At 64.4% G+C, this 25,309-nt stretch carries 33 protein-coding genes; 9 read left to right on the forward strand and 24 right to left on the reverse strand.

Features of this window, described 5'->3' with window-relative positions; genetic code table 11:
- Positions 1-5: 5 nt before the first annotated feature.
- Positions 6-1,292, reverse strand: coding sequence for a cytochrome b (locus tag AC3A43_RS06290; protein ID WP_487791659.1), 1,287 nt, complete (start codon positions 1,290-1,292; stop codon positions 6-8).
- A 13-nt stretch (positions 1,293-1,305) separates the two neighbouring features.
- On the reverse strand, positions 1,306-1,863 hold the full coding sequence (gene petA, locus AC3A43_RS06295; protein ID WP_325539002.1) for a ubiquinol-cytochrome c reductase iron-sulfur subunit: 558 nt from the start codon (positions 1,861-1,863) through the stop codon (positions 1,306-1,308).
- Between the two features lie 222 nt (positions 1,864-2,085).
- On the opposite strand from petA, the gene AC3A43_RS06300 reads away from it, so the two are divergent.
- Entirely contained in the window at positions 2,086-2,544 is a 459-nt protein-coding gene (locus AC3A43_RS06300; RefSeq protein WP_487791660.1) for a tRNA (cytidine(34)-2'-O)-methyltransferase, read from the forward strand.
- Complete coding sequence (hemF, locus tag AC3A43_RS06305) at positions 2,541-3,401, forward strand: oxygen-dependent coproporphyrinogen oxidase (protein ID WP_487791661.1); 861 nt, start codon at positions 2,541-2,543, stop codon at positions 3,399-3,401. The genes AC3A43_RS06300 and hemF overlap by 4 nt, the downstream gene beginning before the upstream one ends.
- Before the next feature lie 57 nt (positions 3,402-3,458).
- On the opposite strand, the gene AC3A43_RS06310 is transcribed toward hemF, so the two are convergent.
- Both AC3A43_RS06310 and AC3A43_RS06315 read right to left on the reverse strand, forming a co-directional pair.
- Positions 3,459-4,331, reverse strand: coding sequence for a hypothetical protein (locus tag AC3A43_RS06310; protein WP_487791662.1), 873 nt, complete (start codon positions 4,329-4,331; stop codon positions 3,459-3,461).
- Between the two features lie 110 nt (positions 4,332-4,441).
- Entirely contained in the window at positions 4,442-5,188 is a 747-nt protein-coding gene (locus AC3A43_RS06315; protein ID WP_487791663.1) for a hypothetical protein, read from the reverse strand.
- A 133-nt stretch (positions 5,189-5,321) separates the two neighbouring features.
- Between AC3A43_RS06315 and lipB the strand changes: the two genes are divergently transcribed.
- Together lipB and AC3A43_RS06325 are read left to right on the forward strand one after the other, a co-directional pair.
- On the forward strand, positions 5,322-5,975 hold the full coding sequence (gene lipB, locus AC3A43_RS06320) for a lipoyl(octanoyl) transferase LipB (protein WP_487791664.1): 654 nt from the start codon (positions 5,322-5,324) through the stop codon (positions 5,973-5,975).
- Positions 5,976-5,984: 9 nt separating this feature from the next.
- Complete coding sequence (locus AC3A43_RS06325) at positions 5,985-6,329, forward strand: hypothetical protein (protein WP_487791665.1); 345 nt, start codon at positions 5,985-5,987, stop codon at positions 6,327-6,329.
- Between the two features lie 3 nt (positions 6,330-6,332).
- On the opposite strand, the gene queE is transcribed toward AC3A43_RS06325, so the two are convergent.
- From queE to AC3A43_RS06365, 8 genes are all read right to left on the reverse strand, one after another.
- Positions 6,333-6,965 carry a 7-carboxy-7-deazaguanine synthase gene (queE, locus tag AC3A43_RS06330; protein ID WP_487791666.1) on the reverse strand — a complete coding sequence of 211 codons (633 nt, stop codon included), beginning with the start codon at positions 6,963-6,965 and terminating at the stop codon, positions 6,333-6,335.
- A 4-nt stretch (positions 6,966-6,969) separates the two neighbouring features.
- Entirely contained in the window at positions 6,970-7,653 is a 684-nt protein-coding gene (gene queC, locus AC3A43_RS06335; RefSeq protein ID WP_487792033.1) for a 7-cyano-7-deazaguanine synthase QueC, read from the reverse strand.
- A 174-nt stretch (positions 7,654-7,827) separates the two neighbouring features.
- Positions 7,828-8,232, reverse strand: coding sequence for a hypothetical protein (locus AC3A43_RS06340; RefSeq protein WP_487791667.1), 405 nt, complete (start codon positions 8,230-8,232; stop codon positions 7,828-7,830).
- Positions 8,233-8,332: 100 nt separating this feature from the next.
- Positions 8,333-9,274 carry an Hsp33 family molecular chaperone HslO gene (gene hslO / locus AC3A43_RS06345; RefSeq protein WP_487791668.1) on the reverse strand — a complete coding sequence of 314 codons (942 nt, stop codon included), beginning with the start codon at positions 9,272-9,274 and terminating at the stop codon, positions 8,333-8,335.
- A 10-nt stretch (positions 9,275-9,284) separates the two neighbouring features.
- Complete coding sequence (gene argF / locus AC3A43_RS06350) at positions 9,285-10,211, reverse strand: ornithine carbamoyltransferase (RefSeq protein ID WP_487792034.1); 927 nt, start codon at positions 10,209-10,211, stop codon at positions 9,285-9,287.
- 28 nt (positions 10,212-10,239) lie between these two features.
- The gene (locus AC3A43_RS06355) at positions 10,240-11,427 is read right to left on the reverse strand and encodes an acetylornithine transaminase (RefSeq protein ID WP_487791669.1); all 1,188 of its coding nucleotides are present in this window, start codon (positions 11,425-11,427) and stop codon (positions 10,240-10,242) included.
- A gap of 118 nt (positions 11,428-11,545) precedes the next feature.
- Entirely contained in the window at positions 11,546-12,532 is a 987-nt protein-coding gene (locus AC3A43_RS06360) for an LLM class flavin-dependent oxidoreductase (protein ID WP_487791670.1), read from the reverse strand.
- 67 nt (positions 12,533-12,599) lie between these two features.
- A complete protein-coding gene (locus AC3A43_RS06365) occupies positions 12,600-13,052 on the reverse strand; it encodes an Lrp/AsnC family transcriptional regulator (protein ID WP_487791671.1) in 453 nt (150 codons plus the stop codon).
- 74 nt (positions 13,053-13,126) lie between these two features.
- Between AC3A43_RS06365 and AC3A43_RS06370 the strand changes: the two genes are divergently transcribed.
- The 3 genes from AC3A43_RS06370 (at position 13,127) to AC3A43_RS06380 (ending at position 15,327) form a co-directional block, all read left to right on the forward strand.
- The gene (locus AC3A43_RS06370; protein ID WP_487791672.1) at positions 13,127-13,717 is read left to right on the forward strand and encodes a LysE family translocator; all 591 of its coding nucleotides are present in this window, start codon (positions 13,127-13,129) and stop codon (positions 13,715-13,717) included.
- 63 nt (positions 13,718-13,780) lie between these two features.
- Positions 13,781-14,797: an aldo/keto reductase gene (locus AC3A43_RS06375; protein WP_487791673.1), complete on the forward strand. Its 1,017-nt coding sequence runs from the start codon at positions 13,781-13,783 to the stop codon at positions 14,795-14,797.
- A gap of 62 nt (positions 14,798-14,859) precedes the next feature.
- A complete protein-coding gene (locus tag AC3A43_RS06380) occupies positions 14,860-15,327 on the forward strand; it encodes a DUF411 domain-containing protein (protein WP_487791674.1) in 468 nt (155 codons plus the stop codon).
- A 12-nt stretch (positions 15,328-15,339) separates the two neighbouring features.
- Here the strand turns inward: AC3A43_RS06380 and AC3A43_RS06385 are convergent, their stop codons facing one another.
- Complete coding sequence (locus AC3A43_RS06385) at positions 15,340-16,212, reverse strand: dienelactone hydrolase family protein (protein WP_487791675.1); 873 nt, start codon at positions 16,210-16,212, stop codon at positions 15,340-15,342.
- A gap of 165 nt (positions 16,213-16,377) precedes the next feature.
- Positions 16,378-17,040 (reverse strand): HAD family hydrolase, encoded by a 663-nt coding sequence (locus AC3A43_RS06390; protein ID WP_487791676.1) that lies wholly within the window; start codon positions 17,038-17,040, stop codon positions 16,378-16,380.
- A 58-nt stretch (positions 17,041-17,098) separates the two neighbouring features.
- Here AC3A43_RS06390 and AC3A43_RS06395 point away from each other — a divergent pair, with 58 nt between their 5' ends.
- Positions 17,099-17,287, forward strand: coding sequence for a hypothetical protein (locus tag AC3A43_RS06395; protein WP_487791677.1), 189 nt, complete (start codon positions 17,099-17,101; stop codon positions 17,285-17,287).
- 32 nt (positions 17,288-17,319) lie between these two features.
- Here the strand turns inward: AC3A43_RS06395 and glmS are convergent, their stop codons facing one another.
- The 6 genes from glmS to glmU are packed head-to-tail and all read right to left on the reverse strand — an operon-like array spanning position 17,320 to position 21,981.
- Positions 17,320-19,143 (reverse strand): glutamine--fructose-6-phosphate transaminase (isomerizing), encoded by a 1,824-nt coding sequence (gene glmS, locus AC3A43_RS06400; RefSeq protein ID WP_487791678.1) that lies wholly within the window; start codon positions 19,141-19,143, stop codon positions 17,320-17,322.
- A gap of 15 nt (positions 19,144-19,158) precedes the next feature.
- The gene (locus tag AC3A43_RS06405; RefSeq protein ID WP_487791679.1) at positions 19,159-19,527 is read right to left on the reverse strand and encodes a PIN domain-containing protein; all 369 of its coding nucleotides are present in this window, start codon (positions 19,525-19,527) and stop codon (positions 19,159-19,161) included.
- Positions 19,524-19,748 carry a ribbon-helix-helix domain-containing protein gene (locus AC3A43_RS06410; protein ID WP_487791680.1) on the reverse strand — a complete coding sequence of 75 codons (225 nt, stop codon included), beginning with the start codon at positions 19,746-19,748 and terminating at the stop codon, positions 19,524-19,526. Before AC3A43_RS06410 ends, AC3A43_RS06405 begins: the two co-directional genes overlap by 4 nt.
- 30 nt (positions 19,749-19,778) lie before the next feature.
- A complete protein-coding gene (locus AC3A43_RS06415; RefSeq protein ID WP_487791681.1) occupies positions 19,779-20,093 on the reverse strand; it encodes a hypothetical protein in 315 nt (104 codons plus the stop codon).
- The gene (locus AC3A43_RS06420) at positions 20,090-20,629 is read right to left on the reverse strand and encodes a GNAT family N-acetyltransferase (protein ID WP_487791682.1); all 540 of its coding nucleotides are present in this window, start codon (positions 20,627-20,629) and stop codon (positions 20,090-20,092) included. Before AC3A43_RS06420 ends, AC3A43_RS06415 begins: the two co-directional genes overlap by 4 nt.
- A 5-nt stretch (positions 20,630-20,634) precedes the next feature.
- Positions 20,635-21,981: a bifunctional UDP-N-acetylglucosamine diphosphorylase/glucosamine-1-phosphate N-acetyltransferase GlmU gene (gene glmU, locus AC3A43_RS06425; protein ID WP_487791683.1), complete on the reverse strand. Its 1,347-nt coding sequence runs from the start codon at positions 21,979-21,981 to the stop codon at positions 20,635-20,637.
- A gap of 59 nt (positions 21,982-22,040) precedes the next feature.
- Between glmU and AC3A43_RS06430 the strand changes: the two genes are divergently transcribed.
- Positions 22,041-22,703 (forward strand): HAD-IA family hydrolase, encoded by a 663-nt coding sequence (locus AC3A43_RS06430; protein ID WP_487791684.1) that lies wholly within the window; start codon positions 22,041-22,043, stop codon positions 22,701-22,703.
- Here AC3A43_RS06430 and AC3A43_RS06435 read toward each other — a convergent pair.
- From AC3A43_RS06435 to AC3A43_RS06450, 4 genes are read right to left on the reverse strand one after another with little or no spacing between them, the layout of a single operon-like run.
- A complete protein-coding gene (locus AC3A43_RS06435; protein ID WP_487791685.1) occupies positions 22,700-23,713 on the reverse strand; it encodes a nucleotidyltransferase domain-containing protein in 1,014 nt (337 codons plus the stop codon). The two genes, AC3A43_RS06430 and AC3A43_RS06435, sit on opposite strands and share 4 nt — an antisense overlap.
- Complete coding sequence (locus AC3A43_RS06440) at positions 23,710-24,576, reverse strand: HprK-related kinase A (protein ID WP_487791686.1); 867 nt, start codon at positions 24,574-24,576, stop codon at positions 23,710-23,712. Before AC3A43_RS06440 ends, AC3A43_RS06435 begins: the two co-directional genes overlap by 4 nt.
- The gene (locus AC3A43_RS06445) at positions 24,573-24,854 is read right to left on the reverse strand and encodes an HPr-rel-A system PqqD family peptide chaperone (RefSeq protein WP_487791687.1); all 282 of its coding nucleotides are present in this window, start codon (positions 24,852-24,854) and stop codon (positions 24,573-24,575) included. Before AC3A43_RS06445 ends, AC3A43_RS06440 begins: the two co-directional genes overlap by 4 nt.
- Positions 24,847-25,293, reverse strand: coding sequence for a MarR family winged helix-turn-helix transcriptional regulator (locus AC3A43_RS06450; RefSeq protein WP_487791688.1), 447 nt, complete (start codon positions 25,291-25,293; stop codon positions 24,847-24,849). The genes AC3A43_RS06445 and AC3A43_RS06450 overlap by 8 nt, the downstream gene beginning before the upstream one ends.
- Positions 25,294-25,309 lie beyond the last annotated feature (16 nt).

Consider the following 25,309-nt stretch of genomic DNA (forward strand, 5'->3'; position numbering starts at 1 on the left):
GGCGCTCAGGCCGTTGCCGAAGCCGACGAGGTGTCGGTGGCGTGTTTGGCGAGGACCGCTTCGGTGATCGAATTCGGCATCGGAAGCGGGCGTTCGATCCGCGACACGATCGGCAGGATCACCAGGAAGTGAGCGAAATAATAGATCGCGCCGATCTGGCTGAGGATCACCCACGGCTGTTCCGCCGGCTGCATACCGCACCAGCCGAGCAGAAGCACGTCGGCGACCAGGATCCAGAAGAACCAGCGGTACAGCGGACGATAGTTCGACGACTTGATCGGCGAGCTGTCGAGCCAGGGCAGGAAGAACAGCAGCGCAATCGAACCGAACATCGCGATGACGCCCCACAGCTTCGCGTCGATCCACAGGAAGTTGAAGGTGAAGGCCTTCAGGATCGCGTAGAAGGGCAGGAAATACCATTCGGGAACGATGTGCGCCGGGGTCGAAAGCGAGTTCGCCGGGATATAGTTATCGGCGTGGCCGAGCATGTTCGGGCTGAAGAAGGTCAGCGCGACGAAAATCAGCAGGAAGACACCGACGCCGACGCCATCCTTCGCAGTGTAATAGGGGTGGAACGGGACGGTGTCCTGTTCGTCCTTCACCTCGATGCCCGTCGGGTTCGACGAACCCGGGATGTGCAGCGCCCAGATGTGCAGGATGATGACACCCAGGATCACGAACGGCAGCAGATAGTGCAGCGAGAAGAAACGGTTGAGCGTCGCGTTGTCGGGGACGAAGCCGCCGAGCAGCCACTGGCGCACCGGCTCGCCGACGATCGGAATCGCCGAGAAGAAGCCGGTGATCACCTGCGCACCCCAGAAGCTCATCTGGCCCCAAGGCAGCACATAACCCATGAAAGCGGTCGCCATCATCAGGAGGAAGATCACGACGCCGAGCAGCCACACCATTTCGCGCGGCGCCTTGTACGAACCGTAATAAAGACCGCGGAAGATGTGCAGATAGACGACGATGAAGAACATGCTCGCGCCGTTCATATGCGCATAGCGGATGAACCAGCCGGCGTTCACGTCGCGCATGATATGCTCGACCGAATTGAACGCGACGCCCGCATTGGCGGCATAGTGCATCGCCAGAACGATACCGGTGATGATCTGGATCATCAGCGCGGCGCCGGCGAGGACGCCGAAGTTCCAGAAATAGTTGAGGTTGCGCGGGACCGGATATCCGGGGCCCGTGGCATTATAGACGAGGCGCGGAATCGGCAGCTTCTCGTCCATCCACTTCATCAGCGGATGCGTCGGTTCATAGGGTTTGGCCCAGGGAAAGCTCATCTTATCTCGCTCCTCAGCCGATCGTCACGACGGTGTCGCTGTTGAATTCATAGGGCGGCACAACCAGATTCTTGGGTGCCGGGCCCTTACGGATGCGTGCCGCGGTGTCATAATGCGAACCGTGGCACGGGCAGAAATAGCCGCCAAAATCGCCTTTGTTCTCGCCCTCGGCGGCGCCGAGCGGCACGCAGCCCAGATGGGTGCAGACGCCCAGGGTGATCAGCCAGTTTTCCTTGCCGGGCTTGGTGCGCTGGTCGATCGTTTCGGGATCGCGCAGGTCGCCGAGCGGCACCGCCTTCGCTTCGGCGATTTCCTTGGCGACGAGGTTGCGCACGAACACCGGCTGCTTGCGCCAGCTGGTCTTGATCGCCTGGCCGGGCTGGATCGCCGAGATGTCGATTTCGGTCGTCGACAGCGCGAGGACGTCGGCCGACGGGTTCATCTGGTTGACCAGCGGCAGCACCACGGCGACCGCACCGACACCAGCGAAACTCACCGCCGCAATATTGATGAAATCCCGGCGGCGTACGCCATCCTCGATACCGGCGTTGAGTTCAGATTCACTGGCCATTCGACTGCCCTTGCATGGGTGAACTATAAAAGCTCTCGAAGTTCTGGCCGTCCCTGTTGCACGCGCACGAAAGCGCACAACCCGGCGGCCCCTCCGGGAATTGCGGGCCTGATAGCCGCACTGTCCGGGCTTGCCAACAGGCAATTTCCGCTTCTCGCACTGTACCAAGTCGCCGGGCGAAGACCTCTCGATTCAACGCACGCCCGCGGCTATGGGCTGTTTATGGAAATCGCCCTGTTTCAGCCGGATATCGCGGGCAATGTCGGCACGACCTTGCGTACCGCGGCCTGCTTCGGTGTGCCCGCGCATATCATCGAGCCGTGCGGCTTTCCCTTTTCCGACGGTGCGCTGAAACGCGCCGGGATGGACTATGCCGTCAGGGCCAATGTGCGGCGTCACGCCGACTGGACGGGCTTTTGCGCGTGGAGCGCGGAGGCCGGAGGGCGCCTTGTGCTGCTGACGACGGCGGGCGCGACACCCCTGCCCGCCTTCGCATTCCGGCCCGACGACGTCTTGCTGCTCGGCGCCGAATCCTCGGGCGTGCCGCCCCATGTCCATGATGCGGTGGCGGCGCGGGTCGCAATTCCGATGCAGACCGGCTTTCGCTCCTTGAATGTCGCGGTCGCGGCTGGCATCGCGCTCGCCGAAGCGCTCAGGCAAACGAAAGGCTTTCCGGCATGATCTCGCTCGACCCGCAGCAACAGACGGCCCGCACCTGGTTCGAATCGCTCCGCGACCGGATCTGCGCCGAATTCGAGGCGATCGAAGCCGAGGCCGGCAGCGACGCGCGCTTTGCCTATACGCCGTGGGACCGCGAGGCCGACGGGCTGGAGGCAGGCGAAGGCGGCGGCGGGGTGCGAGGCGTGATGACCGGGACCGTTTTCGAAAAGGTCGGCGTCAACGTCTCGACCGTCGGCGGACAGTTCGCGCCCGATTTCGCCGCATCGATTCACGGCGCGGGCGAGGATCCGAGCTTTTTCGCCACGGGAATCAGCCTCGTCGCGCATATGGCGAACCCCCACGTCCCCGCCGTCCATATGAATACCCGCTTCCTTGCGACGACGAAGCGCTGGTTCGGCGGCGGCGCCGATTTGAACCCGCCGATCGAATATGCCGAGGACACCGACGCCTTTCACGCGCGCCTGCGCGCCGCGTGCGCGCCTTTCGGTCCCGACGTCTATGAACGCTATGCCAAATGGGCCGAAGATTATTTCTATATCCCGCATCGCGGCGTCCATCGCGGGGTCGGCGGGATTTTTTACGATCATCTCGAATGCGGCGACGATGCCGAGTTCGACCGCAATTTCCAGCTGACGCAGGCGGTCGGAGAGGCTTTTCTTGACATCTTCCCGCAGATCGTCCGCCGCCGGATGGGGCTGCCCTACACCGACGCCGAGCGCGAGGCGCAGCTGATCTGGCGCGGGCGCTATGCCGAATTCAACCTCGTCTACGATCGCGGCACCCTGTTCGGGCTCAAGACCGGCGGCAATATCGACGCAATCCTGATGAGCCTGCCGCCGCTCGCCAAATGGAGCTGACATAGAAAGGGCGCCTCCGTTTCCGGCGGCGCCCTTTCCATTGCCCTGTACCGTCGATCAGGCGAAGACATCGCCCGATGCGCGCGGCGCGATGGCGCGATACACCCCGACCGGCATCGAGAACGAGATCATGATGATCGGCAGATAGACCACCGCGGCCATGACGATCATCGTCAGGATCGCGCCGACGACCGATCCGCCCATGATCGCGCCAAGAATGCCGCCAAAGATCATCCCGGCGATCAGCGCATAGATGAATATGGCGATCGTGAAGAGCAGATAGAAGCCGACGATCGTCCACTGCGACGGTCCGGTCAGCCGCCACGATTCGGTGAGTCCCGTCATCGGATTGCGCGTCAGGCGATCGGCCATCACGGGACCGGCCACCATGAAGCGGCCCTGCACCCACAGCATGAAGACGATGACCGCGATATAGAGGATGATCATCAGGAAGATCGCTCCTCCGCCCACCGCGCCCGATTCCAGCGCGCCGGGCGACAATCCGCCCATTCCGCCAAGCGCCGCGCCGAAAATCAGCGTCAGGATGAACATGACGATGAAGATCAGGATATAGGCGGCAATCATGACGACGACCATGCCGAAGGCCAGCGCCGGCCCGGCCTGGAACGCCCAGGGAAAATTGGGCGCTTCGCCGGGATGCATGCCGCCGCGCCAGATCAGCATCGACACGCCGTAAAAGATGACGGCGGCGAGCAGCGCGAACACCGCGATCTTGCCAAAGGCACCGAGAATGAGCGACGGGTCGTTCGGTGCCATCGCCATCGCCGAAAATGTCGAACCGAGGAAAAGAAAGCCGAGCAAGCCGACGACGACCAGAGCGCCACCGACCCACAATAGCATTTGCTGCCAATTGGCCTTCAGAAACGCGAAGGTTTCCGAAAAGGCCGCACCGATACTCATTTTCATCATGTCACTTCCCCCTGTTTTCAAACCAGATTCTTACACTCCACCCAAGGTGGGACAAAGCCGGACGGCCTCGTCCCGTTTGCGACACATCATATTATTGGCGGCGGTCCGCATCATTGAAACACATCGGACGACGTTCGGAGCGCAAGCTGGCGATAGGCGGCGGCCGACACCGCGACCGACGCCAGGCTGCCGGCTGCGCCGAACGCGGCCTCGATAAAGCCGCCGACCATCCGCCCGAATCCCGGCTCGGACCCGGCGATGACCGAAACGACGCCGCCGACGATCAGCGCCGCGATCACGATCACGAGCGCGACGAGGAACAGGAAGAAGAAGATTGCCCAGCCATTGTTCCGCGTGAGGTCCCAGCTCGCGCGGATCGCCTCGAACGGATTGAAGAGGCCGCGATCGGCGACGGCGGGCGCCACCAGCGCGAGACGCCCGACAAGATAAAGGCCAGGGACGATCAGCAGGATGAAGCCAAAGCCGATCGCGAAACCGCACAGGATCTGGATCGCCACCATGGTCGGGAAGACGGTGAGCGCGAAGGTCAGCGCTTCGCCAACGCTGGTGCCGGTCCGCGACAGCCACAGCCGCAGGATTCCGGCCGTGCCGATGAGCGTGCAGAGCGCGATAGCCAATTGTCCCGGGATCATCTGGCGAAAGTTTTCGCGAAAACTTTCCATGACCTGATTGAAATCGGCACCCGCCGCGGGCTCGATCGGCAGCGGCCCGAACCATGCGACGGCGAGCGCAGGCAGAAACAGAAACACACCCGCGATCGTCCCGACCAGCGCCGTATGCGATTTCAAAAGCTGCAGCGTGTCGTCCCACGCCGCGCCCATGTCGAATTTTACCATTGATACCCCGTCATTTTTTCGATTTCCCGGTCGCCCCGAAAGTGGCGATCTTCGGCCCTCCTGTCCAGCCCTGTCCGCAATCCGCGCTCTGCCCCTTGCGCGCAGCCTCGCGGCGGGCCAGATAGCCGGCGCGATGAGCCCCCTTGCCCCGCCCGATTGGACCATAAGTCCCGGTCTGACCGACTATGACGTCGCGCTCGCCGCCATGGAGGCGCACGCGGCCGCGATCCATGCCGGTGACGCGGGCGAGCGAATCTGGCTGATCGAGCACCCGCCGCTCTACACGGCCGGGACGAGCGCCGATCCTGCCGAACTGCTCGACCCGCGCTTTCCGGTTTACGACGCGGGCCGCGGCGGGCGCTATACCTATCACGGCCCCGGCCAGCGGGTCGGTTATGTCCAGCTCGACCTGACCCGGCGCGGGCGCGACGTACGCGCCTATGTCTCGGCGCTCGAAGGCTGGGTGATCGATGCGCTCGCGCTGCTCGGCGTCGAAGCGCGCCGTGCCGACGGCCGGATCGGCATCTGGACCGACGCCCCCGACGGCCGCGAAGCCAAGATCGGCGCGATCGGGGTGCGCGTGAAACGCTGGGTGACGCTGCATGGCTTCTCGCTCAACGTCGCGCCCGACCTCACGCATTTCGGCGGCATCGTGCCGTGCGGAATCGCCGAATTTCCCGTCACCAGCCTTGCCGCGCTCGGCCGCACCGCATCGTTTGGCGACGTCGACGCGGCGCTCGCGCAAAGCCTGCCCGCCTTTCTCGACAAGCTTCGACCGAGCGATTAGGAACGGCGCATGACCCGCACCCTCATCGCTTCGCTCCTCCTTCTTTCGCTCGGCGCCTGCGGCGGCAGCGACACTGCAGGCAAATCGACGACCAAGCTCGACGCGGTCGAAGTCCAGCCGGGTTCGGTCAGCGATTCGATGATCATCCTCGACGATGCGGTCAGCGACGGCACCGCGGTCGACAACAGCGTTCCCGACGATGGCACGAAGAAGGATGCGGCGAAGACCGACGACGCGGATAGCGCCGATGAGGCTACCCCCGCAAGCGAAGCCGACGACAACCCCGAAGCGGTCGACATTCCGGTCGCGAAACGGGCGATCACCGCCGATTCCGCTGCCAAAAAGGGCGAATAGCCCCTAACGCAATCCCAGATTCTTGTGCGTCTGTAGCGACAGGCGCCAGCGCGGATCGTCCATCACCAGATCGATGCACGCCTGCACATTGGCGGCGGCATGCGGATCGTCGAGCGGCTGGACGAGACGATGTTTGAAATCGAGCGCGGCGAGCCTTTCGACGTCGCTCCCCGGCTGCGGCCAGACGAGCTTCAGCTCGTCGCCGCCGAGCTGAACCAGCTCGCTGCCCGCCTTCGGGCTCACACAGATCCAGTCGATGCTGCGCGGAATCGGCAGCGTGCCATTGCTTTCGATCGCGATCGTGAAGCCGCGGTCGTGCAGCGCGTCGATCAGCGCGGCATCGACCTGCAGCATCGGTTCGCCGCCGGTCAGCACGACATATCGGTCGTCGCCACCCTCGCCCCAGCTATCGGCGATAACGTCGGCGAGCGCGCTGGCATCGCGATATTTGCCGCCGAGCGTGCCATCGGTCCCGACGAAATCGGTGTCGCAAAACTGGCAGATCGCCTTCGCGCGATCCTTTTCGCGTCCCGTCCACAGATTGCAGCCGGCAAAGCGGCAAAAGACCGCACGGCGGCCCGCCTGCGCGCCCTCGCCCTGAAGGGTAAGGAAAATCTCTTTGACCGCGTATGTCATGGGATCAGGCGTAGCGCGTCGGGTCGGCGAGCCCCGCGTCGGCAAAGCCTTTGCTGCGCAGCCGGCAGCTGTCGCAATAGCCGCAATGCAGCCCGCCGGGTGCCGGATCGTAACACGACCAGCTCATCCCCGCGTCCATGCCGAGCCGCGCCGCTTCGGCAGCGATGTCGGCCTTGGTCATGTGCTGGAGCGGCGCGTGGATGCGGAAATCGACACCCTGATCGCCGTCGCGTGTCGCGAGCCGCGCGAGGTCTTCGAAGCCCGCGATGAATTCGGGGCGGCAGTCGGGATAGCCCGAATAGTCGAGCGCGTTGACGCCGATGACGATGTCCTGCGCGTGCCGCGCCTCGGCCAGCCCCAATGTCAGCGACAGGAAGATAAGATTGCGCGCCGGGACATAGGTGACGGGAACATCGCTTCCGACTCCATCCTTGGGCACGTCGATATCGGCGGTCAGCGCCGAGCCGCCGAAGCGGCGGAGGTCGAGCGGCAGCACGATATGCTCCGCCGCGCCGACATAGTCCGCGATGCGCGCCGCCGACTCCAGTTCGACGCGGTGACGCTGATTATAGTCGATCGTCAACGCGACGATCCGCGCGCCAGCCTCGCGAGCGAGGCCTGCACACACCATCGAGTCGAGGCCACCCGACAAAAGGACGATCAGGGTTTTTCCGGCTAGATCCTGCATCGGCGCCAGATAGGCCCGCGCCGCAGAGCGTGCAAGTGCTGCGGCGCACCAAAAGAACGGGCCGCGAGGCATTTGCCGCACGGCCCAGTTCGGCATGACAGCCGTTAGGGAGAAGGGCACACATCAATATGCCACGCCTCTCCTCTAACGACCGATGGTTAATATAACATTAGCCTAGCAGCCGCCGGTGCGCCGCGCCTCGATCGCTTGCGAGAAAGGCTTGCCGTCGGCGATACCCTGCGTGTCGATCTGGACGAGGCGATTGGTCTCGCTGCGAATGCTCGTCCGGCCATGACCGGCGCCGGGGCAGGTGTAATGGACGGTTACCGAACCCGGCGTGTCCTCGATCACATAGCGCGAGCAGGTAGCGCCCGGATGCTGGATCTGGATCATCCGCCGTGCATCGCCGACGCAAATCGTCTGCAGCACCGCGTCCTTGCCACGTTCGCGAAGCTGCCAGCTGCCCTTTTCGAGCCGGTCGAGCATCGCAAGCGACGGCGCCTGCGCCGGCACTGCCGTCGCGCCCGCAAGCGCGCACGCCGACAAAGACCATCGTATGAAGGGAGAGAAGATCGCCATTTTCACCTATCCATTGGCTGCCCGTGACCGGGCTGAATTGCGACCCCGTTCTCCCCAAGTTAGCGATGCGCGGGTTTGATTTCAACCGCTGGCCGTCAGATCATACCGCTTCGTCGTCGGAATCCGATTGGCGAGAACGCGTCACCTCTTCGAGTGCGATCGGGAAAACGCGCGAGCAAAAGGCACAGTCGACGACGATATTACCCACCTCATCCGCCATGTCGACGCGCTCGGATTCGGGGAATTGCGCGAGCACTCCGGCAAAATAGGCCGTGCTGCACCGACAGCCGCGCGATACCGAGATGCCGGGTTCGACGCGCACCACATCCTCGTGAAACAGCCGCCACGCGAGCGTTTCGAGCGATGTCGCGGGGTCGGTAAGTTCCTCGTCCTTCAGCGTCACGGCGATCGAGCGCGCATGCTCCCATTCGGGAACGTCATGCCGGACGTGCAGCCGGTCGCGGCCCACCTCGCCTTCGGGAAGATGCTGGAGCAGCAGTCCGCCAGCGAGGCATCCCGCCTCGGCATCGTGGCGCGAGGCGATCTTGATCAGGCTCGAAATCTGTTCCGACTGCTCGAAATAATGCTCGGCCGCCTCACCGATCGACGCCCCTTCGAGCGGGACGATGCCCTGATAGCGCTCGGCGGTCGCCGCCTGATCGAATGTGATCGCAAGGAAGCCTTCGCCAAACAGCGCGAACAAGGTCGGGTCGGACCCGACCTCGGCCAGCCGTTCGGCATCGAATTTCAGATATCCGCGCAGTTCGCCGGCGCGATAATCGCAGACGAGCAGTTCGATCGGGCCGCCGCCGGTCTGCGCCTGCAGCGTCATCTGGCCATTCTCGTCCTTCAGCGTCGAACCGAGGAGGACGGTGAGCACGAGCGCCTCGGCGAGCAGCTTTTCGGCGGCCGGCGGATAATTGTGCGCCGCCATGATGGTCTTCAGCGTCGGCCCGAGCCGCACCAGCCGCCCGCGAACATGGCGTTCTGCGATGGTGAACAGCAAGGGCTGGTCGAACCAGGTTTCGATGATGTCACTCACGATATCGAACTCACAATTTTCCGAGCGCCCAGAGCAGAATCGATTTCTGCGCGTGAACGCGGTTTTCAGCCTCGTCCCAGACGCGCGATTGCGGACCGTCGATCACGGCATCGACAACCTCGTCGCCGCGGTGCGCGGGTAGGCAATGAAGGAAGATCGCGTCGCTCTTGGCGCCCGTCATCAGCCGTTCGTCGACCTGATAGGGCGCCATCGCCGCGATCTTGTTGTGCGCATGATCCTGTCCCATCGACACCCAGGTGTCGGTGACGACCAGATCGGCGCCCGCAACGGCTTCGCGCGCGTCGCGCATGATGTCGATGCGGACACCCTTCGCACGCGCCGCCTCGACGAAACGCGTATCGGGTTCATAGCCCTGCGGAACGCCTGCACGGACGTGGAAACCGAACAGCCCGGCTGCCTCGATCAGCGATGCGAGAACATTGTTCCCGTCACCGAGCCATGCAAGCTCCAGCCCCGGCAAGGCCTTGCCGCCCTCGACGATCGTCAGCAGGTCGGCTACGATCTGGCACGGGTGCGACAGGTCGGTCAGACCATTGATCACCGGGACGCTGGCAAATTCCGCAAGTTCTTCGACCTTCGCATGGTCGTCGGTTCGGATCATGATCGCATCGGCGTAACGCGACAGGACGCGCGCGGTGTCGGCGATCGACTCGCCACGCCCGAGCTGGGTCACCCCCGCGTCCATGATCATCGCCGTGCCGCCAAGCTGGCGGATCGCGATGTCGAACGAAGCGCGGGTGCGCGTCGAATTCTTTTCGAACACCATCGCGAGCACATGTCCCGCGAGCGGCGCATCGGCGTCGACCTTGCCCTTCGGCCAGCCCGCACGCGCCGCCTTGCGATCGATCGCGTCGGCAAGCATCGCGGCGACCGCGTCCCCGCCCGCATCGGACAGGTTCAGGAAGTGCCGCATTATGCCCTCCGTTCTACAGGAACGGAAAACATCAAGACTCGGGCGGCGTGTAGCTCGCCGCGCCCGCTGACAATTTCTCAATGAATTCGGCGATATGGCTGTCGTCGATATTGAGCGGCGGCAGCACGCGAACGACATTCTCGCCCGCCGCGACGGTCAGCAACCCGTGATTGTCGCGCAGATGCGCCACAAACGCACGGCTGTCCGAGCTGAGCTTGAGCCCGAGCATCAGGCCGACGCCGCGCACGCTTTCGAACAGCTGGTCGTGATTGGGGATCAGCTGCTCGAGCGCCCCGCGCAGACGCTCGCCGGTCGCCTTGACCGACGCGAGAAAGCCCTCTTCGAGCACGACGTCGAGCACCGCCTGCCCCGCTGCGCACGCGAGCGGGTTGCCGCCATAGGTCGAGCCATGGGTGCCGATCACCATGCCGCGTGCAGCCTTTTCGGTCGCGAGGCACGCACCCATCGGGAAGCCGCCGCCGATACCCTTGGCGCTGGCGAGGATGTCGGGGGTGACGCCATAATGTTCATAGGCGTAAAGATGCCCGGTGCGCGCGACGCCGCACTGGACCTCGTCGAACACCAGCATCAGGTCGCGCTGATCGCAGATGTCGCGAAGCCCCTGCAGGAATGGCTGCGATGCCGGGCGGATACCGCCCTCGCCCTGAATCGGCTCGACGAGGAAGCCCGCCGTATTGTCGTCGACCAGATCGAGCGCGGCGTTGAGATCGTCGAACGGCGCATAGGCGAAGCCGGGCAGCAGCGGGTCGAAACCCTTGCGCAGCTTTTCCTGATTGGTGGCGGAGATGGTGCCGAGCGTGCGGCCGTGGAACGCGTTGTTGAAGGTGATGAGATTATGCTTCTCACCATTGCCCGCGCTCGAATGATAAGCGCGCGCGGTCTTGATCGAACATTCGACCGCCTCGGCGCCCGAGTTGGTCAGGAAGACGGTGTCGGCAAAGGTGTTCTCGACAAGGCGCGCGGCATAGGCCTCACCCTGCGGGCTGCCGTACAGGTTCGACACATGCATCAGCGTCGCGGCCTGCTCCTGAATCGCCTTCGTCAGGTGCGGATGGCCGTGACCGAGCAGGTTGACCGCAATGCCGCTCGCGAAGTCCAGATAGCGCTCGCCTCGCTCGCCGATCAGATAGGCGCCTTCGCCGCGCACCGGACGCACAGCGCACCGGGGGTAAACGGGCATCAGCGGCGTGATCGACATGGGCGTGGCACCTTTCAGGCAAAAGTAAAAAGGCGACCCCGATACGGGCCGCCCTTGGTCGGGCCGCTCCTATACTGCCGCACCCGGAGGTGCGTCAACACGGGGCACGCGCCAGCGCCTAAAGCGCCTTGCCGGCCTCCATGGTCAGCGCGAGCGAATGTTTGCGCGCGTCATGGTCGTACATTGAAGAGGCGATGATCACCTCGTCGACGCCCGTCCGGGCGACAAAGGCCTTCAGCCCCGCAGCGATATCATCAACGGTCCCGACCGCCGAGCATTGCAGAACATGGTCGAGTATCGCGCGCGCATTAGGCGGCAGGCTGTCCTTATAGCCCGGCAGCGGCGGCTGCATCTTGCCGGGATTGCCGGTGCGCAGCGCAACGAAGGCCTGCTGCTGCGAAGAGGCAAGCAGTTCGGCTTCCTCGCGCGTGTCGGCGGCAAAGGCGTTGAAGGCGGCTGCGGCATAGGGTTCGGCAAGCTGCGCCGACGGCTTGAACTGCCGGCGATAGATATCGAGCGCTTCGTCGAGCGCGTCGGGCGCAAAATGGCTGGCGAAGGCATAAGGAAGCCCCAGCATCGCCGCGAGCTGCGCGCCAAAGGTGCTGGAGCCCAGAATCCACAGCGGGATGTGCGTTCCGGCGCCCGGCACCGCGGTGATACCAAGCTGCTCATCGCCGGCCAGAAACGCCTGAAGCTCCAGCACATCCTGCGGAAACTGCCGCTCGTCGCTGGCGAGGGTGCGGCGCAGCGCCCGCGCGACGCGCTGGTCCGATCCGGGTGCGCGGCCCAGGCCCAGATCGATGCGGCCGGGGAACAAGGCTTCGAGCGTACCGAACTGCTCGGCGATGACCATCGGCGCATGATTGGGCAGCATGATGCCGGCCGAGCCGATGCGGATGCTTTGGGTCGCATGCCCGAGATGCGCGAGCACCACTGCCGTCGCAGCACTCGCGATCCCCGTCATGCCATGATGTTCAGCCACCCAATAGCGTTGGTAGCCGAGCGCCTCGGCGTGGCGAGCCAGATCGGCGGCGTTGGCGAGCGACCGGGCGATCGTGCCGGTGTCGGTCACGGGGACGAGGTCGAGGAAAGAGAGTTTCGTCATGAAACCGATATGCGGTGCCGGACGCCGCGGTTCAAGCTCACCCCTTCGCGGGCATGGCGAAGAAAAACTATGCCCGCTCGTCCTTCGGCGAATCCATGAGCACATAGGTGGTGATCGAATGCACCTGCGGCAGCATGCCGAGCACCTCGGTATGGAAATGCTTGTACGCCGCCAGATCCTCGGTCTCGATGCGCAGCAGATATTCGATCGCGCCGGTGATATTGTGGCACTCGCGCACCTCGGGCGCATCCGCCATCGCCGCCTCGAAATCGGCCTGTGCCTTTTTGGTATGGGTCGACAGGCCGACGGTGACATAGGCGAGGAAGGTCAGGCCGAGCTTCGCTGGATCGATCCGCGCGCGATAGCCTGCAATCACCCCGCTGCGTTCCAGCTCCTGCACGCGGCGCAGGCATGCCGATGGCGACAGCCCGACGCGCTCGGCGAGTTCGAGGTTCGAGATTCGCCCGTCGCGCGAAAGTTCGCGCAATATCTTGCGGCCAATGGCATCAATCTTGGTCATAGATTGCGCAATCTATCCGATCGGCGCCAATCTTTGCAATCCATTGCATCGAAAAACGCATTATGTTGCGCGATATGGAACAAACCACCCTTATCGCGCTCTCAGCCTTCGCGCTCGTCTCGTCGATCACGCCGGGGCCGAACAATATGATGTTGATGGCGTCGGGCGCGAATTTCGGCCTGCGCCGGACGATACCGCACGCGCTCGGCGTCGGGTTCGGCTTCACGCTGATGATCGTCCTCGTCGGGGTCGGCCTGATGGGATTGTTCGACCTGTTCCCGGTGTTGAACACCGTGCTCAAGGTGGTGAGCGTTGTCTATCTGCTCTGGCTCGCTTGGAAGATCGCCAATGCCGCCGCGCCGGACACCGAAACGGGTGCCCGCGGCAAGCCGATGACCTTTGTCCAGGCGATGCTGTTCCAGTGGGTCAACCCCAAGGCCTGGTCGATGGCGCTGACCGCGATCGCGCTTTACGCTCCCGACCGCAATTTCGGTGCGGTGCTGCTCGTCGCGGTCGTGTTCGGGATCATCAACCTGCCCTCGACCAGCCTGTGGGCGGTGATGGGCCAGATACTGCGCGGCTGGCTGTCGAGCCCGGCGCGGCTCAAGGCGTTCAACTGGACGATGGCGGCGCTGCTCGTGGGATCACTCGCGCTGCTGATCTGATTGCAAGGTTGCATCGCGCAACCTATGGACAGCGATCCCCTCTTCTGACCGGAGAATAAGAGCATGCAGAGTCGTCGCCTCGGCAAGAGCGCCATCCATGTGTCCGACATCTGCATGGGGACGATGACCTTCGGCAGCCAGACCGACGAAGCCGAGGCGTTTCGCGTCCTCGACCGCTGCTTCGACGCGGGAATCAATTTCTACGACACCGCCGAGGGCTATCCGGTGCCGCCCGACATCAAATGGGTCGGCCGCACCGAGGAGATCGTCGGGCGCTGGATGAAGACCAAGCCGCGCGACGCGATCATCCTTGCGACCAAGGTGTCGGGGCCGAGCCATGTCTGGTTCAAATCACCCTGCCGCAACGGCATGACCGCGCTCGACCGCAAGAATATCTTTCAGGCCGTCGACGACAGCCTGACGCGGCTTCAGACCGACTATATCGACCTCTACCAGACCCACTGGCCCGACCATGATGCGCCGTATGACGAGATGATGGACGCGCTCGACGAGCTTGTTCGTATCGGCAAGGTGCGCATCCTCGGCTGCTCGAACGAGACGAGCTGGGGGCTGATGAAATCGCTTGCGGCGTCGGAGAATCTCGGCGGCGCGCGCTACCATACGATCCAGAATAATTTCAGCCTCAACAACCGCCGCTTCGAAGACGAGCTGGCGCAGGTGTGCCGACAGGAAGGCGTCAGCCTGATCCCCTACTCACCGCTCGCGGGCGGCGTGTTGTCGGGCAAATATCAGGGCGGCGCGAAGCCCGAGGGCGCGCGCTTCTCGCGCTATCTCGGGATGGAGGGACGGCAGGCCGCGATGGGCCGCCGCTTCGTCAACGAAAAGAGCCTCGCCGCGACCGAACGCTATCTGGCCATCGCCGAAGAGGCCGGGCTGCACCCGGTGACGATGGCGACCGCCTGGTCGAAACAGCACGACTTCGTCGCCTCGACGATCGTCGGGGTCAGCGCCGACGATCAGGTCCAGCCGATCCTCGATGCGCTGGACCTCGTGCTGTCTGCCGACGTGATGAAGGCGCTGCACAAGGTCAGCAAGGATATCCTCTACCCGATGGGTTGAGCGGCTTGTCCCGCGGCAATGGCGAATGCTATGCCGCGTGATATAATCTTTGGGAGTTTGCCATGTCGTCCATTCGCCGTTCCTTGCTCGCCCTCGCGCTCCTGACCGGGACCGCGGGCGCTGCGCATGCCGCAAATCCGACGATGTTCCGCGATGCGGGCTGCGGCTGCTGCCTCAAATGGCTCGAACAGGTGAAGGCATCGTTCGGTCAGAAGGCCGTCGTCGTCAATTCGCCCGACATGACCGCGGTGAAGGACAAGCAGGGCGTGCCGCAGGCGCTGCGCAGCTGCCACACCGTGCTCGTCGGCGGCTATGTGATCGAAGGCCATGTTCCGGCCAAAGAGATCACCCGCCTGCTCCGTGAAAAGCCGAAGGGCGTAAAGGGCCTCGCCGTCGCCGGCATGCCGACGGGTTCGCCCGGCATGGAACATGGCAACCACCGCGAGGCGTACAAGGTCATGACCTTCGGCCCCGCCGGGCAGCGCGTCTATGCAAGCTATGCCGCGAGCGGCGGCGCGCACGCGCACTGATCGCGGCGCGCCTCAGGCCAGCTCGGCCTTGAACAGTTCGAGCATCCGTCCCCACGCCTTTTCCGCCGCTGCTTCATTATAGGCGCGGCCGTCGGGCGGGCACCAGCCGTGCATCGCGCCTTCGTAAACTTCGACCTCGTGCCATTGCTTGCGCGGTTCGAGCACGGCCTTGAGCAGCACCTTCTCGTTCGGCGCTTCCTTGTCGTCATTGTCGGCGATCGCGAACAGGTAACCGGCGTTGGTTTTCGGGATCAGCAGATGCGGGCTATCGGGCTTGTCGGTGCCGACGCCGCCGCCGTGGAAGCTCCCCGCCGCGCCGACGCGGTCGGGCTTCAGCGCCGCAGTATAGATCGTCATCGCGCCGCCCATGCAATAGCCGGTCGTGCCAAGCTTGCGCTTGGTATCGACTTCCTTTTGCTCGTCGAGGAATGCCAGATGCGCTTTCGCGTCGGTCTCGACGATCGGACGCGTCAGCTGCTTCAGATAACCGAACAGCTTTTCGCGGATCGCGGGGTCGCTCCAATCATTCGCGGCATCGACCACCGGCGATTTCTGCCAGCGATAGAAGGGATTGACGCAGAGCACCGCATAACCCACGCCCGCCAGCCGGTCGGCCATCTGGCGAAAGGCGGGGCGCAGCCCGCGGATGTCGGGCCAGATCAGCACGCCGGGATGCTTGCCGGTCGCGGGTGCGACGAAATAGGCGTCGGCGGTGCCGTCGTCGGTCTTGATTTCGACATCGCGGCCCTTCACCGGCTTGCCCGCCATCGCCCGCGCGGGCAGCGCCGCGATCAATGCGCCCGCCCCCGCGAGCGCAGCAAAATTGCGCCGCCCGACGGACATACCCGCACGGTCAAGATCGGCTTCGGTGTCCTCGGTGCACATATCTCACTCCATCTAAGCGCGGTTTGAAAAGTCGCGGAAAACTGCGCAACTTCATTCGGGATTCTATTTCCAGTCCCGTCATCGGGATATGAATCTATGCCGAAGCTAATCCAGCCCGCATTTATAGGACAGCGGTTTTTGAGCAGGTTAGCCGGCCACCCCAAGTTAGAGGGCGAGCCCCGCCACCTCGTCGAACGACAGCGCCACATGATGCACGCCAAGGTCGCGCAGCATCGCGGCATGGCCCGCACGGTCGACGATATGCCCTGCCCCGCAAAAGCCGATGACCGTCATCCCCGCCGCGATCGCAGCCTGCGCGCCCGTCGGCGAATCCTCGATCGCAAGGCAGTCGGCCGGACCGATCCCCAGCCCGTTGGCCGCCGCGAGATAGATATCGGGAAACGGTTTGCCGCGCTCCCAGCCGTCGGCGCTGTAGACATGCTCGCCGAAATGATGGCCGAGGCCGAACAGCCCGAGCGCCCAGCCGATATATTCGGCGCGGCTCGACGAAGCTATCGCGCGCGGCAAGAATCCGAGCGCGTCGAGAAAGGCGGCGACGCCGGGGACCGCGTCAAAGCCCTCCATATAGCGCGCCCGCGCGCGTTCGCGGTGCGTCTCGCGGAAATCGGCGGGCAGCGCCCGGCCATAGCGGGCGACGATGCGCCGCTCGGTCTCCTGCCAGTTGTGACCATAATAATCGCGCAGGCAGTCCTCATAAGTCGCGGGCATATCAGCCGCGGTCAGGCTCTCGGCGAGCGACTGGTTCGCGCGCACTTCGCTGTCGGCGACGACGCCGTCGAAATCGAAAATGATCGCTGCGAAGCTCATATGAATCCTACAATCTTCATATTTCCCGCCTAGGGCCTCGATGAACAGGAGACATCCCATGAAATTCATCGAACTCAAGTCGCGCGGCGGCAACTATCTGGTCGTCGCCGAAAATGTCGCCTGGCTCCGCGACTATGAAAACGGCCAGACCCAGGTCGGCATGGTCGGCGGCGCGCCGCTTCTGGTCGCCGGCAAGATCGACGAAATCGCCGCGTCGATTCTGGCGCAGGCGAATGCGGTGGAATAAACGGGCGATAGGCGAGCGGCGAAAGTTTCCCGCTACTCCACCGTCACCGACTTCGCCAGATTGCGCGGCTGGTCGACATCGGTCCCCTTTGCCACCGCAACATGATACGCCAGCAACTGCACCGGCACCGCGTAAACCAGCGGCGCGATCAGCGGGTGGACCTTGGGCATTTCGATCGTTGCCATGCAGCCATCGCCGGCATCGGCGATGCCGTCGGCGTCCGAAATCAGCACGACCTTGCCGCCACGCGCCATGACTTCGTGCATGTTGCTGACGGTCTTTTCGAACAAGGGTCCACTGGGGGCGAGGACGATGACCGGGACCGACTCGTCGATCAGCGCGATCGGCCCGTGCTTCATCTCGCCCGAAGCATAGCCTTCGGCGTGGATATACGAGATTTCCTTGAGCTTCAGCGCGCCTTCGAGCGCGAGCGGATAATCGGGGCCGCGGCCGAGATAGAGCACGTCGCGCGCCGGGGCGACAAGATGCGCCATGCCGGCGATATCCTCGTCATGCGCGAGCGCTGCGTTGAGGGCGGCTGGTGCTTCGATCAGATGCCGCACGATCTCGCGTTCTTCGTCGGCGCTGAGCTTGCCCTTCTTGAGCGCAAGGTGCGCGGCGAGCGCGGCGAGCACCGCGAGCTGGCAGGTGAAGGCCTTGGTCGAGGCGACGCCGATCTCGGGCCCGGCATGGGTCGGGAGCAGAAGGTCGGCCTCGCGCGCCATGCTGCTGGTCGGCACGTTGACGACGACCGCGATCGTCTGTCCGTTCGCCTTGCAATGGCGGAGCGCCGCGAGCGTGTCGGCGGTCTCGCCCGACTGTGAGATGAAGAGCGCGAGCCCCCCGGGTTGGAGCACCGGGTCGCGGTAACGAAACTCCGAAGCGACATCGATATCGACCGGAACGCGCGCGAAGGTCTCGAACCAATATTTCGCGACCATACCCGCGTAGAAGCTGGTGCCGCACGCGACGATCGTGATGCGATCGATCTTGCTGAGGTCGAAATCCATCTGCGGCAGCGCGACCGTCTGTTCGAGCGGGCGGATGTAGGAGGAGAGCGTCTGCGCGACCACCGTCGGCTGCTCGAAAATCTCCTTTTGCATGAAGTGGCGGTAATTGCCCTTCTCGACCGCCGCCGCGGTGACCCCCGACGTCGTGATTTCGCGCGTGACCGGCTTGTTGTCGGCGTCGAAAATCTGCGCACCGTCGCGCGTGATGACGACCCAGTCGCCTTCGTCGAGATAGGCGATCTTCTGCGTCAGTGGCGCGAGCGCGAGCGCGTCGCTGCCAAGATAGGTTTCGCCGTCGCCATAGCCGACGACAAGCGGCGAGCCGAGGCGTGCACCGATCAACAGATCGGGATGCTGACGAAATGCGATCGCGAGCGCGAAGGCACCGCGAAGCTGCGGCAGCACGGCTTTCACCGCATCCTGCGGCGACAGCCCGGCCTCGACCTGTTCGGACACGAGGTGCGCGACGACCTCGGTGTCGGTCTCGCTTTCGAATGTGCGGCCGCGCGCCTGCAGCGCCTCGCGCAGCGGCTTGAAATTCTCGATGATCCCGTTGTGGACCAGCGCGACTTCGCCCGTCGCGTGCGGGTGCGCGTTGCTCGTCGTCGGCGCGCCGTGCGTCGCCCAGCGCGTATGCGCGATGCCGACCGTGCCCGGCGCCGGATTGCCCGCGAGTTCCTTGACCAGATTGCCCAGCTTGCCCTCGGCGCGGCGGCGGATCAGCTGCCCACCCTCGACCGTACACACGCCCGCCGAATCATAGCCGCGATATTCCATGCGCTTCAGCCCGTCGACGAGGCGGTCCGCGACCTGCGCCGTGCCGATGATTCCGATAATTCCGCACATGGATTCTGGCTTTCTTTATAACGTGTAGGGAACGCGAATACCCGGCATTGCGGCCGGGAACACCTTGATATTGCGAGTCACGAGGATGCGACCGCTGATTTGCGCGCTCGCCAGAACAAAGGCATCGGCCAGCGTCAAGCCCTTGCGTTCGGCGCGCAGGGCGGCGGCGCGGCGCGCAACCGCATCGCCGACCTCCTCGACCGCGAAACAGCCGAGAAACGCCTCGACCGCTTTGATCGACGCGGGGTCGGCCGCCGCCATGACTTCGGTCCAGCTGATCCGGCTGATGCTCTTGCGCCCCGCGCGGCGGATTTCGGCGCGCGCCGCCTCGACGCCGTTCAGCGCATCGATCAATATGTCGCTGTCGAATTGCGCGTCGATCATTCGCGCTTGCCCCGCAAGCGGCGCTGATATTTCAGTCCGTCGCCGATATCTTCGCGGCCGCGCCAGATGCCGAACGCATTGTCGATCGCGTCGCCTGACACATCGGCGCGATAAGCGGTTACAGCCCGGCGGACCAGCTCGGCGCGCGACACCCCCTGCTCCGCCGCGAGCGCGTCGAGCCACTGGATATCATCGTCGGGGATGTCGGCAAGAAAGCGCATCGGGGCATGATATCATATCATGATATCAATTCAAGTCCGCTGAAAGCTCCGGTCGACGAAAATATAGGCGAACTGAACCGGATCGGGCGCCTCGCCATGGCCCGCGGCAAAGCGCGCCTTGCCGTCGTTCCAGATTTTCCGGATTTGCGCGGGCAGTTCGGGTCCGAACTTCATCTGCTGCTCGACAATCTGTTGCCAGCTGCCCTTGACGCCAAAGCTCTGCTCGAGCTGAGGCACCATCGCCTTGCAATAGGTTTCGGTTGCCGCGTCGAGATGCCCGATCGCCTCGAGCACCCAGGCGTCGACGAAGCGCAGGAAAGGCTTGTCGGTATAGCGGTCACTCACGTCTGCTTCTCCATCCATTCATCGCGCAACAAGCCGAAAATCAGCGAATCGCGGATGCCGATATGCGTTTCCCATTCGCCGCGCAGCCGGCCCTCGCGCTGGAAACCCAGCCGTTCGAGCAGTCCGATCGAGCCAGGATTTTCCGGGTCGGTGTCGGCAAAGATGCGGCGCAGTCCGAGGTCGCCGAACCCATGATCGATCACCCGAGACACCGCTTCGCGCGCGATGCCGCTGCCCCAGCGATCGCGGCGCAGGATATAGCCGATCTCTTTGACGTCGGGTTTGCCGTCGATCAGGATCACCCAGCCGAGCGCGGTGTCGTCCTTTGCCTCGGTGATCGCCCAGCAGGCATAGCCACTATCCTCGGCCGCATTGCCTTTGACATAGTCCGCGGTCTCGGCGAGCGACTGGTGCGGTCCGCTCGACCACCAGATCATCACGTCCGGATCGGACAGCACGGGAAAAAGCGCGGCGGCGTCGTCCTCGCGCAACTGGCGCAGCACGAGGCGCGCGGTGGTTAGCATTGGCGCGGGCATGACGGTTATTTGCCCGCCTTTTTCTTGCGCATCGCGTCGTGGAAGCGGTCGGCCCAGCCGGGTTTGATCAGCTGCTCGCCGCGCACGAGGCGCAGCTCGCCATCGGCGACGTCGCGCGTCACGGCGCTGCCTGCGGCGACGATCGCGTCGCGCCCGATCTTTACCGGGGCGACAAGCGCGCTGTTCGATCCGATGAAGGCATTTTCGCCGATCTCGGTCTTATATTTGAAATAGCCGTCATAGTTGCAGGTGATCGTCCCCGCCCCGATGTTCGCGCCGGCCCCCACGGTAACGTCGCCGAGATAGGTCAGATGGTTCGCCTTCGCGCCCTTGCCCAACACCGCCTTCTTCGTCTCCACGAAATTGCCGATCTTCGCCTTCTCACCCAAAATGGTGCCCTCGCGCAGCCGTGCAAAGGGGCCGACTTCGCAGCCGGTGCCGATCGCCGCGCCCTCGATATGGCTGTTCGCACGGATCCGTACCTTGTCGGCGACGGTCACGCCGGGGCCGAAAAAGACGTTGGGTTCAATCGTAACGTCACGGCCGAGCTGGGTATCCCACGCGAACCAGACGGTGTCGGGCGCGATCAGGCTGGCGCCGTCGGCCATCGCCACAACGCGGCGCCGCACCTGCCACTCGCCCTCCATCGCGGCGAGCTCGCCGCGGCTGTTGATACCGGCGACGTCATACGGATCGGTGACGACCACCGCGCAGTGCCGCCCGTCGGCGTTCGCGATATTGACGATATCGACGAGATAATATTCCTTGGCCGCATTGTCGTCGGTGACACGCGCGAGCAGCGCGAACAGGTCGGCCGATTTCGCCGCCATCAGCCCCGAATTACAGAGGCGGACCGCGCGCTCGGCCTCGGTCGCGTCCTTGTGCTCGACCATTTTCGTGACGCGGTCGCCTTCGGTGATGACGCGCCCATATTGCTGCGCATCCGCAGGCTCGAACGCAAGCACGACGACCGCGGGCGCATCGGGGGCGTTCAGCCGGTCGATCATCGCCTGCATCGTCGCCGCGGGAACAAAAGGCACATCGCCATAGAGGATCAGCACATCGCCGTCGAAATCCGTCAGAGCGCCCGCACCCTGCTGTACCGCATGGCCGGTGCCGAGCTGCGGCTCCTGCACCGCCAGATCGGCGCTGCCACCAAGCGCGGCTTCGAGCTGGTCGGCCTTGTCGCCGACGATCACGACCTTCTTCGCCGGGTTCAGTTCGTCGACGCTCGCCATCAGGTGCAGCAGCATCGGCCGCCCGGCGATCGGGTGGAGCACCTTGTGGAGGTCGGACTTCATGCGGGTGCCCTTGCCCGCGGCGAGGATGATAGCGGCGATCGGATTGCTCATGCGCGCTGCCATGCCAGCAAATCATTGCGGTTTCCAGAGCATCGCGCCATGCGGCAAGGATGAACGGATTTCCTTTTGCGATCGTCGGCTTCGATCTCGACGGCACGCTTGTCGACACGCTGGGCGACCTGACCGCAGCGGTGAACCATGCCCTGTCGCTGGTCGGCCGCGCGCCGCTGACCGAAATCGAAGTCCGGCCGATGATCGGCCTCGGCGCAAAGCATATGCTCGAACAGGGATTAAAAGCGACGGGCGGCGTGCCGGATGGCTCCATCGAGCGGCTCTATCCCGAGCTGCTCAGCTATTATGAGGCGCATATCCTTGTCCACAGCCGCCCCTTCCCCGCCGTCACAGCGATGCTCGACCAGCTCGACGCTCTGGGGGTTCGAACCGCGGTCGTGACCAACAAGGCCGAGCATCTGGCGCGCAAGCTGCTCGGCGGGCTCGGCCTCGCCGACCGTATGGCGACCATTATCGGCGGCGACACGCTGGGTGTCCGCAAGCCCTCTCCTGCACCGATCCACGCGATGATCGATCAGTGCGGAGGTGGGCCCGCGACCTTTGTCGGCGACAGCATCTACGATGTGATGGCGGCAAAGAATGCCGACGTTCCCAGCGTCGCGGTCAGCTTCGGATTTCTGGACCGGCCCGTCGGCGAGCTCGGCGCCGACCATGTCATCGATCATTATGACGAACTGATCCCGCTGCTCGAAACCCTCTAGCGCTTTCGCCATTTGGTCCACAGATGCCGCGCCAGCAGCAGCGGCGGCATGCGCAGCCAGTGCGAGCGAATATAGAACGCCTGTTCCAGCAGCGGGCGCGTCACCCGGCCCCAATCGTCGCGCGCGAACAGGCGGCGCCGAAACCAGCCGTCGGCCGGATCGGCGCGGTCCCATCCCGCCGGCAATCGCGCTTCGTACAGGTCGCGTGAGAGCCGCGCGGCGCGGTGCACCGCATCCTGCAAGCCGTGAAGCGTGGCGCGCGCATCGAGTTTCCCCCAGAACCCCGGATCGGCGGCGGCGAAGTCGCGAGTCATCGTGTGGAAATCCCACAAATTGCGCAGGCCGCCCTGCAGGTCGCCGTCGGCCAGCACATGTGCGGCGCAATGGCATGCCATATCGGCGGGGTTCAGCACCGCAAATCCGTCCGCACCCATTGCCGCGTCGCTCATCAGCGCGAGCGCATCGGGAGTGATCCGGTGCGTGCGCGGCAAGATTGTGTGGTGGACGTCGATCATCCGGTCGCGCGCCTTGTGGATCAGCGGCGGCAGCTCGTGCATATGTTCGCGGTAATAGGCATCGTCATAGGGATCGGACTTCACCCATTCCCACCCGGCCTTGAGCAGCAAATTCTCGGCGCGGCGGATGTCGGATGCGAGTACCAGAATGTCGAGATCGCCGATCTGCCGTCCTTCGGAGCATGCCATCCCGGTGGCGGCGTAGGCCGCCCCCTTCAGCAACACGAACTCGATCCCCGCAGGAGCGAGCGCGCGCCGTGCCATCTCGGCCTCCCACAAGGCCTGGGTCTGGGCGACCTTCGCCGCGGCGCGCTGGTCGGCGAACAATGCCGCGATGGAAGGCGGCAGGCCCGTACCGTCCACCCGGTGTGCGAGCGTGGCGAGCATCGCTTCGCTGCGCGCAACGCCGATCACGCCATCCCAGTCGCGCGGCGCCAGCGCAGCCGGATTGCGGCGGCCCGCGAGCAGGTCAACGAAGGTCCGCACCGCGCTCATCGGGCGGTTTCCAACCATAATTGCTCGACCAGTGCGATCCCGGCCGCGCTGTCGGGATAGGAAATGCCAAAGGCTGGCGTCTCGCGGACCAGGCGCGTCAGCGCGGCAAAGCCCGCCTCGCCGAGCGCGACATAGTTGGTCGACGCTTCGGTCAGGCGCACAAAGGCTTCACCCTCGCCCATCGGCTCGACCGCAGCCTCGCCGCCGAAGCGCGGGAAGAGGAGCAGCGCGGGGCGCGCGGGTTCGTGCATCGCGGCGATGGCTTCGGGTCGGGGGATCAGGTGCCGAATATCGCCCTTTGGCGTTCCCGCGAGCAACGGCCCCATCCGGGCAGGGTCGACGCGCGCCGCAACCGCGGCGATCGCTTCATTCTTCAGGCTGACCGCACGCGGAAAGGCGAAGGCATCACCGCCGGCTGGATCGATCAACGTGAACTCGTCGCCCATCAAGCGCCAGCCATCCTCGCCCAGCAACGCCGCAAGGGTCGATTTGCCCGACCCCGATTCGCCCGACAGGATGACCGCGCGCCCATCCCGCGCGACCGCGCTCGCGTGGAGCAGCATATGCCGCCGCCATCCGAGCGCGACCTGCAAATTCATTCCCATCTCGGCCGCGAGCAGCCCCATCGACAGCGGCAGTGGCAGCGCGTCGGGAACGACAAAATCGCCGCCGATATGCACCGACGGGCGCAGCCAGCGCCGCCACGGCCGCGCCGCGAACAGCCGCACTGTCGCCTCGGCAGGGCGCGCATCGTCCTGCGGATAGCCCGCGTAAAGCCGTTCGAGCGCCGCGATCGGCTCCGGCCAGTCGCTGCCGATACGGAACTGCACGGGGCCGACCGCGATGCGTATGCTATGCCTCACGCGCGCTCCACCAGCCCCATTTCCGCGAGTTCAACGAGCCGCTCCGCCAGGATCGGCTCTACCGCATTCGCGCCTCCGAGGTCGAAGGCCGTGGCAAGGCGCGCGCCCAGGGTCGCGGCGCTACATGCGTCTTCGCCCATCGCGTCCAGGATCTCGGGCATCGGCGCGACGACAAGATGCGTCTGCATCGAACGCCGGTCGAAAATCGCGGTGAGTTCACCGAGGGGCTCGATGCGCAGCGCGCCGGGCGGCGCGGCGCGATAGACGCGATCAGTCATAATCTTCGGCGGCGGCAGTCAATTTCGCGAGGATGGCCATCAGCGTGGCGCGTTCGTCGGCGCTGATATTCGATTCGAGTTGTGCTTCGCTCGCCAGCGCCGCCGGCACGATCGCGTCGTAAAGCGAGCACCCGGTTTCGGTGAGCTCGAGATGGTGCGACCGGCCATCGGCCGCGTGCGCCTGGCGCGCAATCAGCTGGCGATCGGCCAGCGCCTTTGCCGCGCGGTTCACCGTCACCTTGTCCATGCGCGTCGCCTCGACCAGCTCGCGCTGCGTCTTCGGCTGCCCTTCGCCGAGCACCGCCATCAGCCGCCATTCGGGAATCTTCATGCCGAAACGATTTTCATATTCGGCGGCAATCCGGCTCGACAGGGCATTCGATGCGATGGACAGGCGGTACGGCAGGAAATTATCGAGATTCAGCTTCTTCGCGGCCATGCCTTATCAATCCCCA

The organism is Sphingopyxis sp. Soil_C_28, from assembly GCF_057657055.1.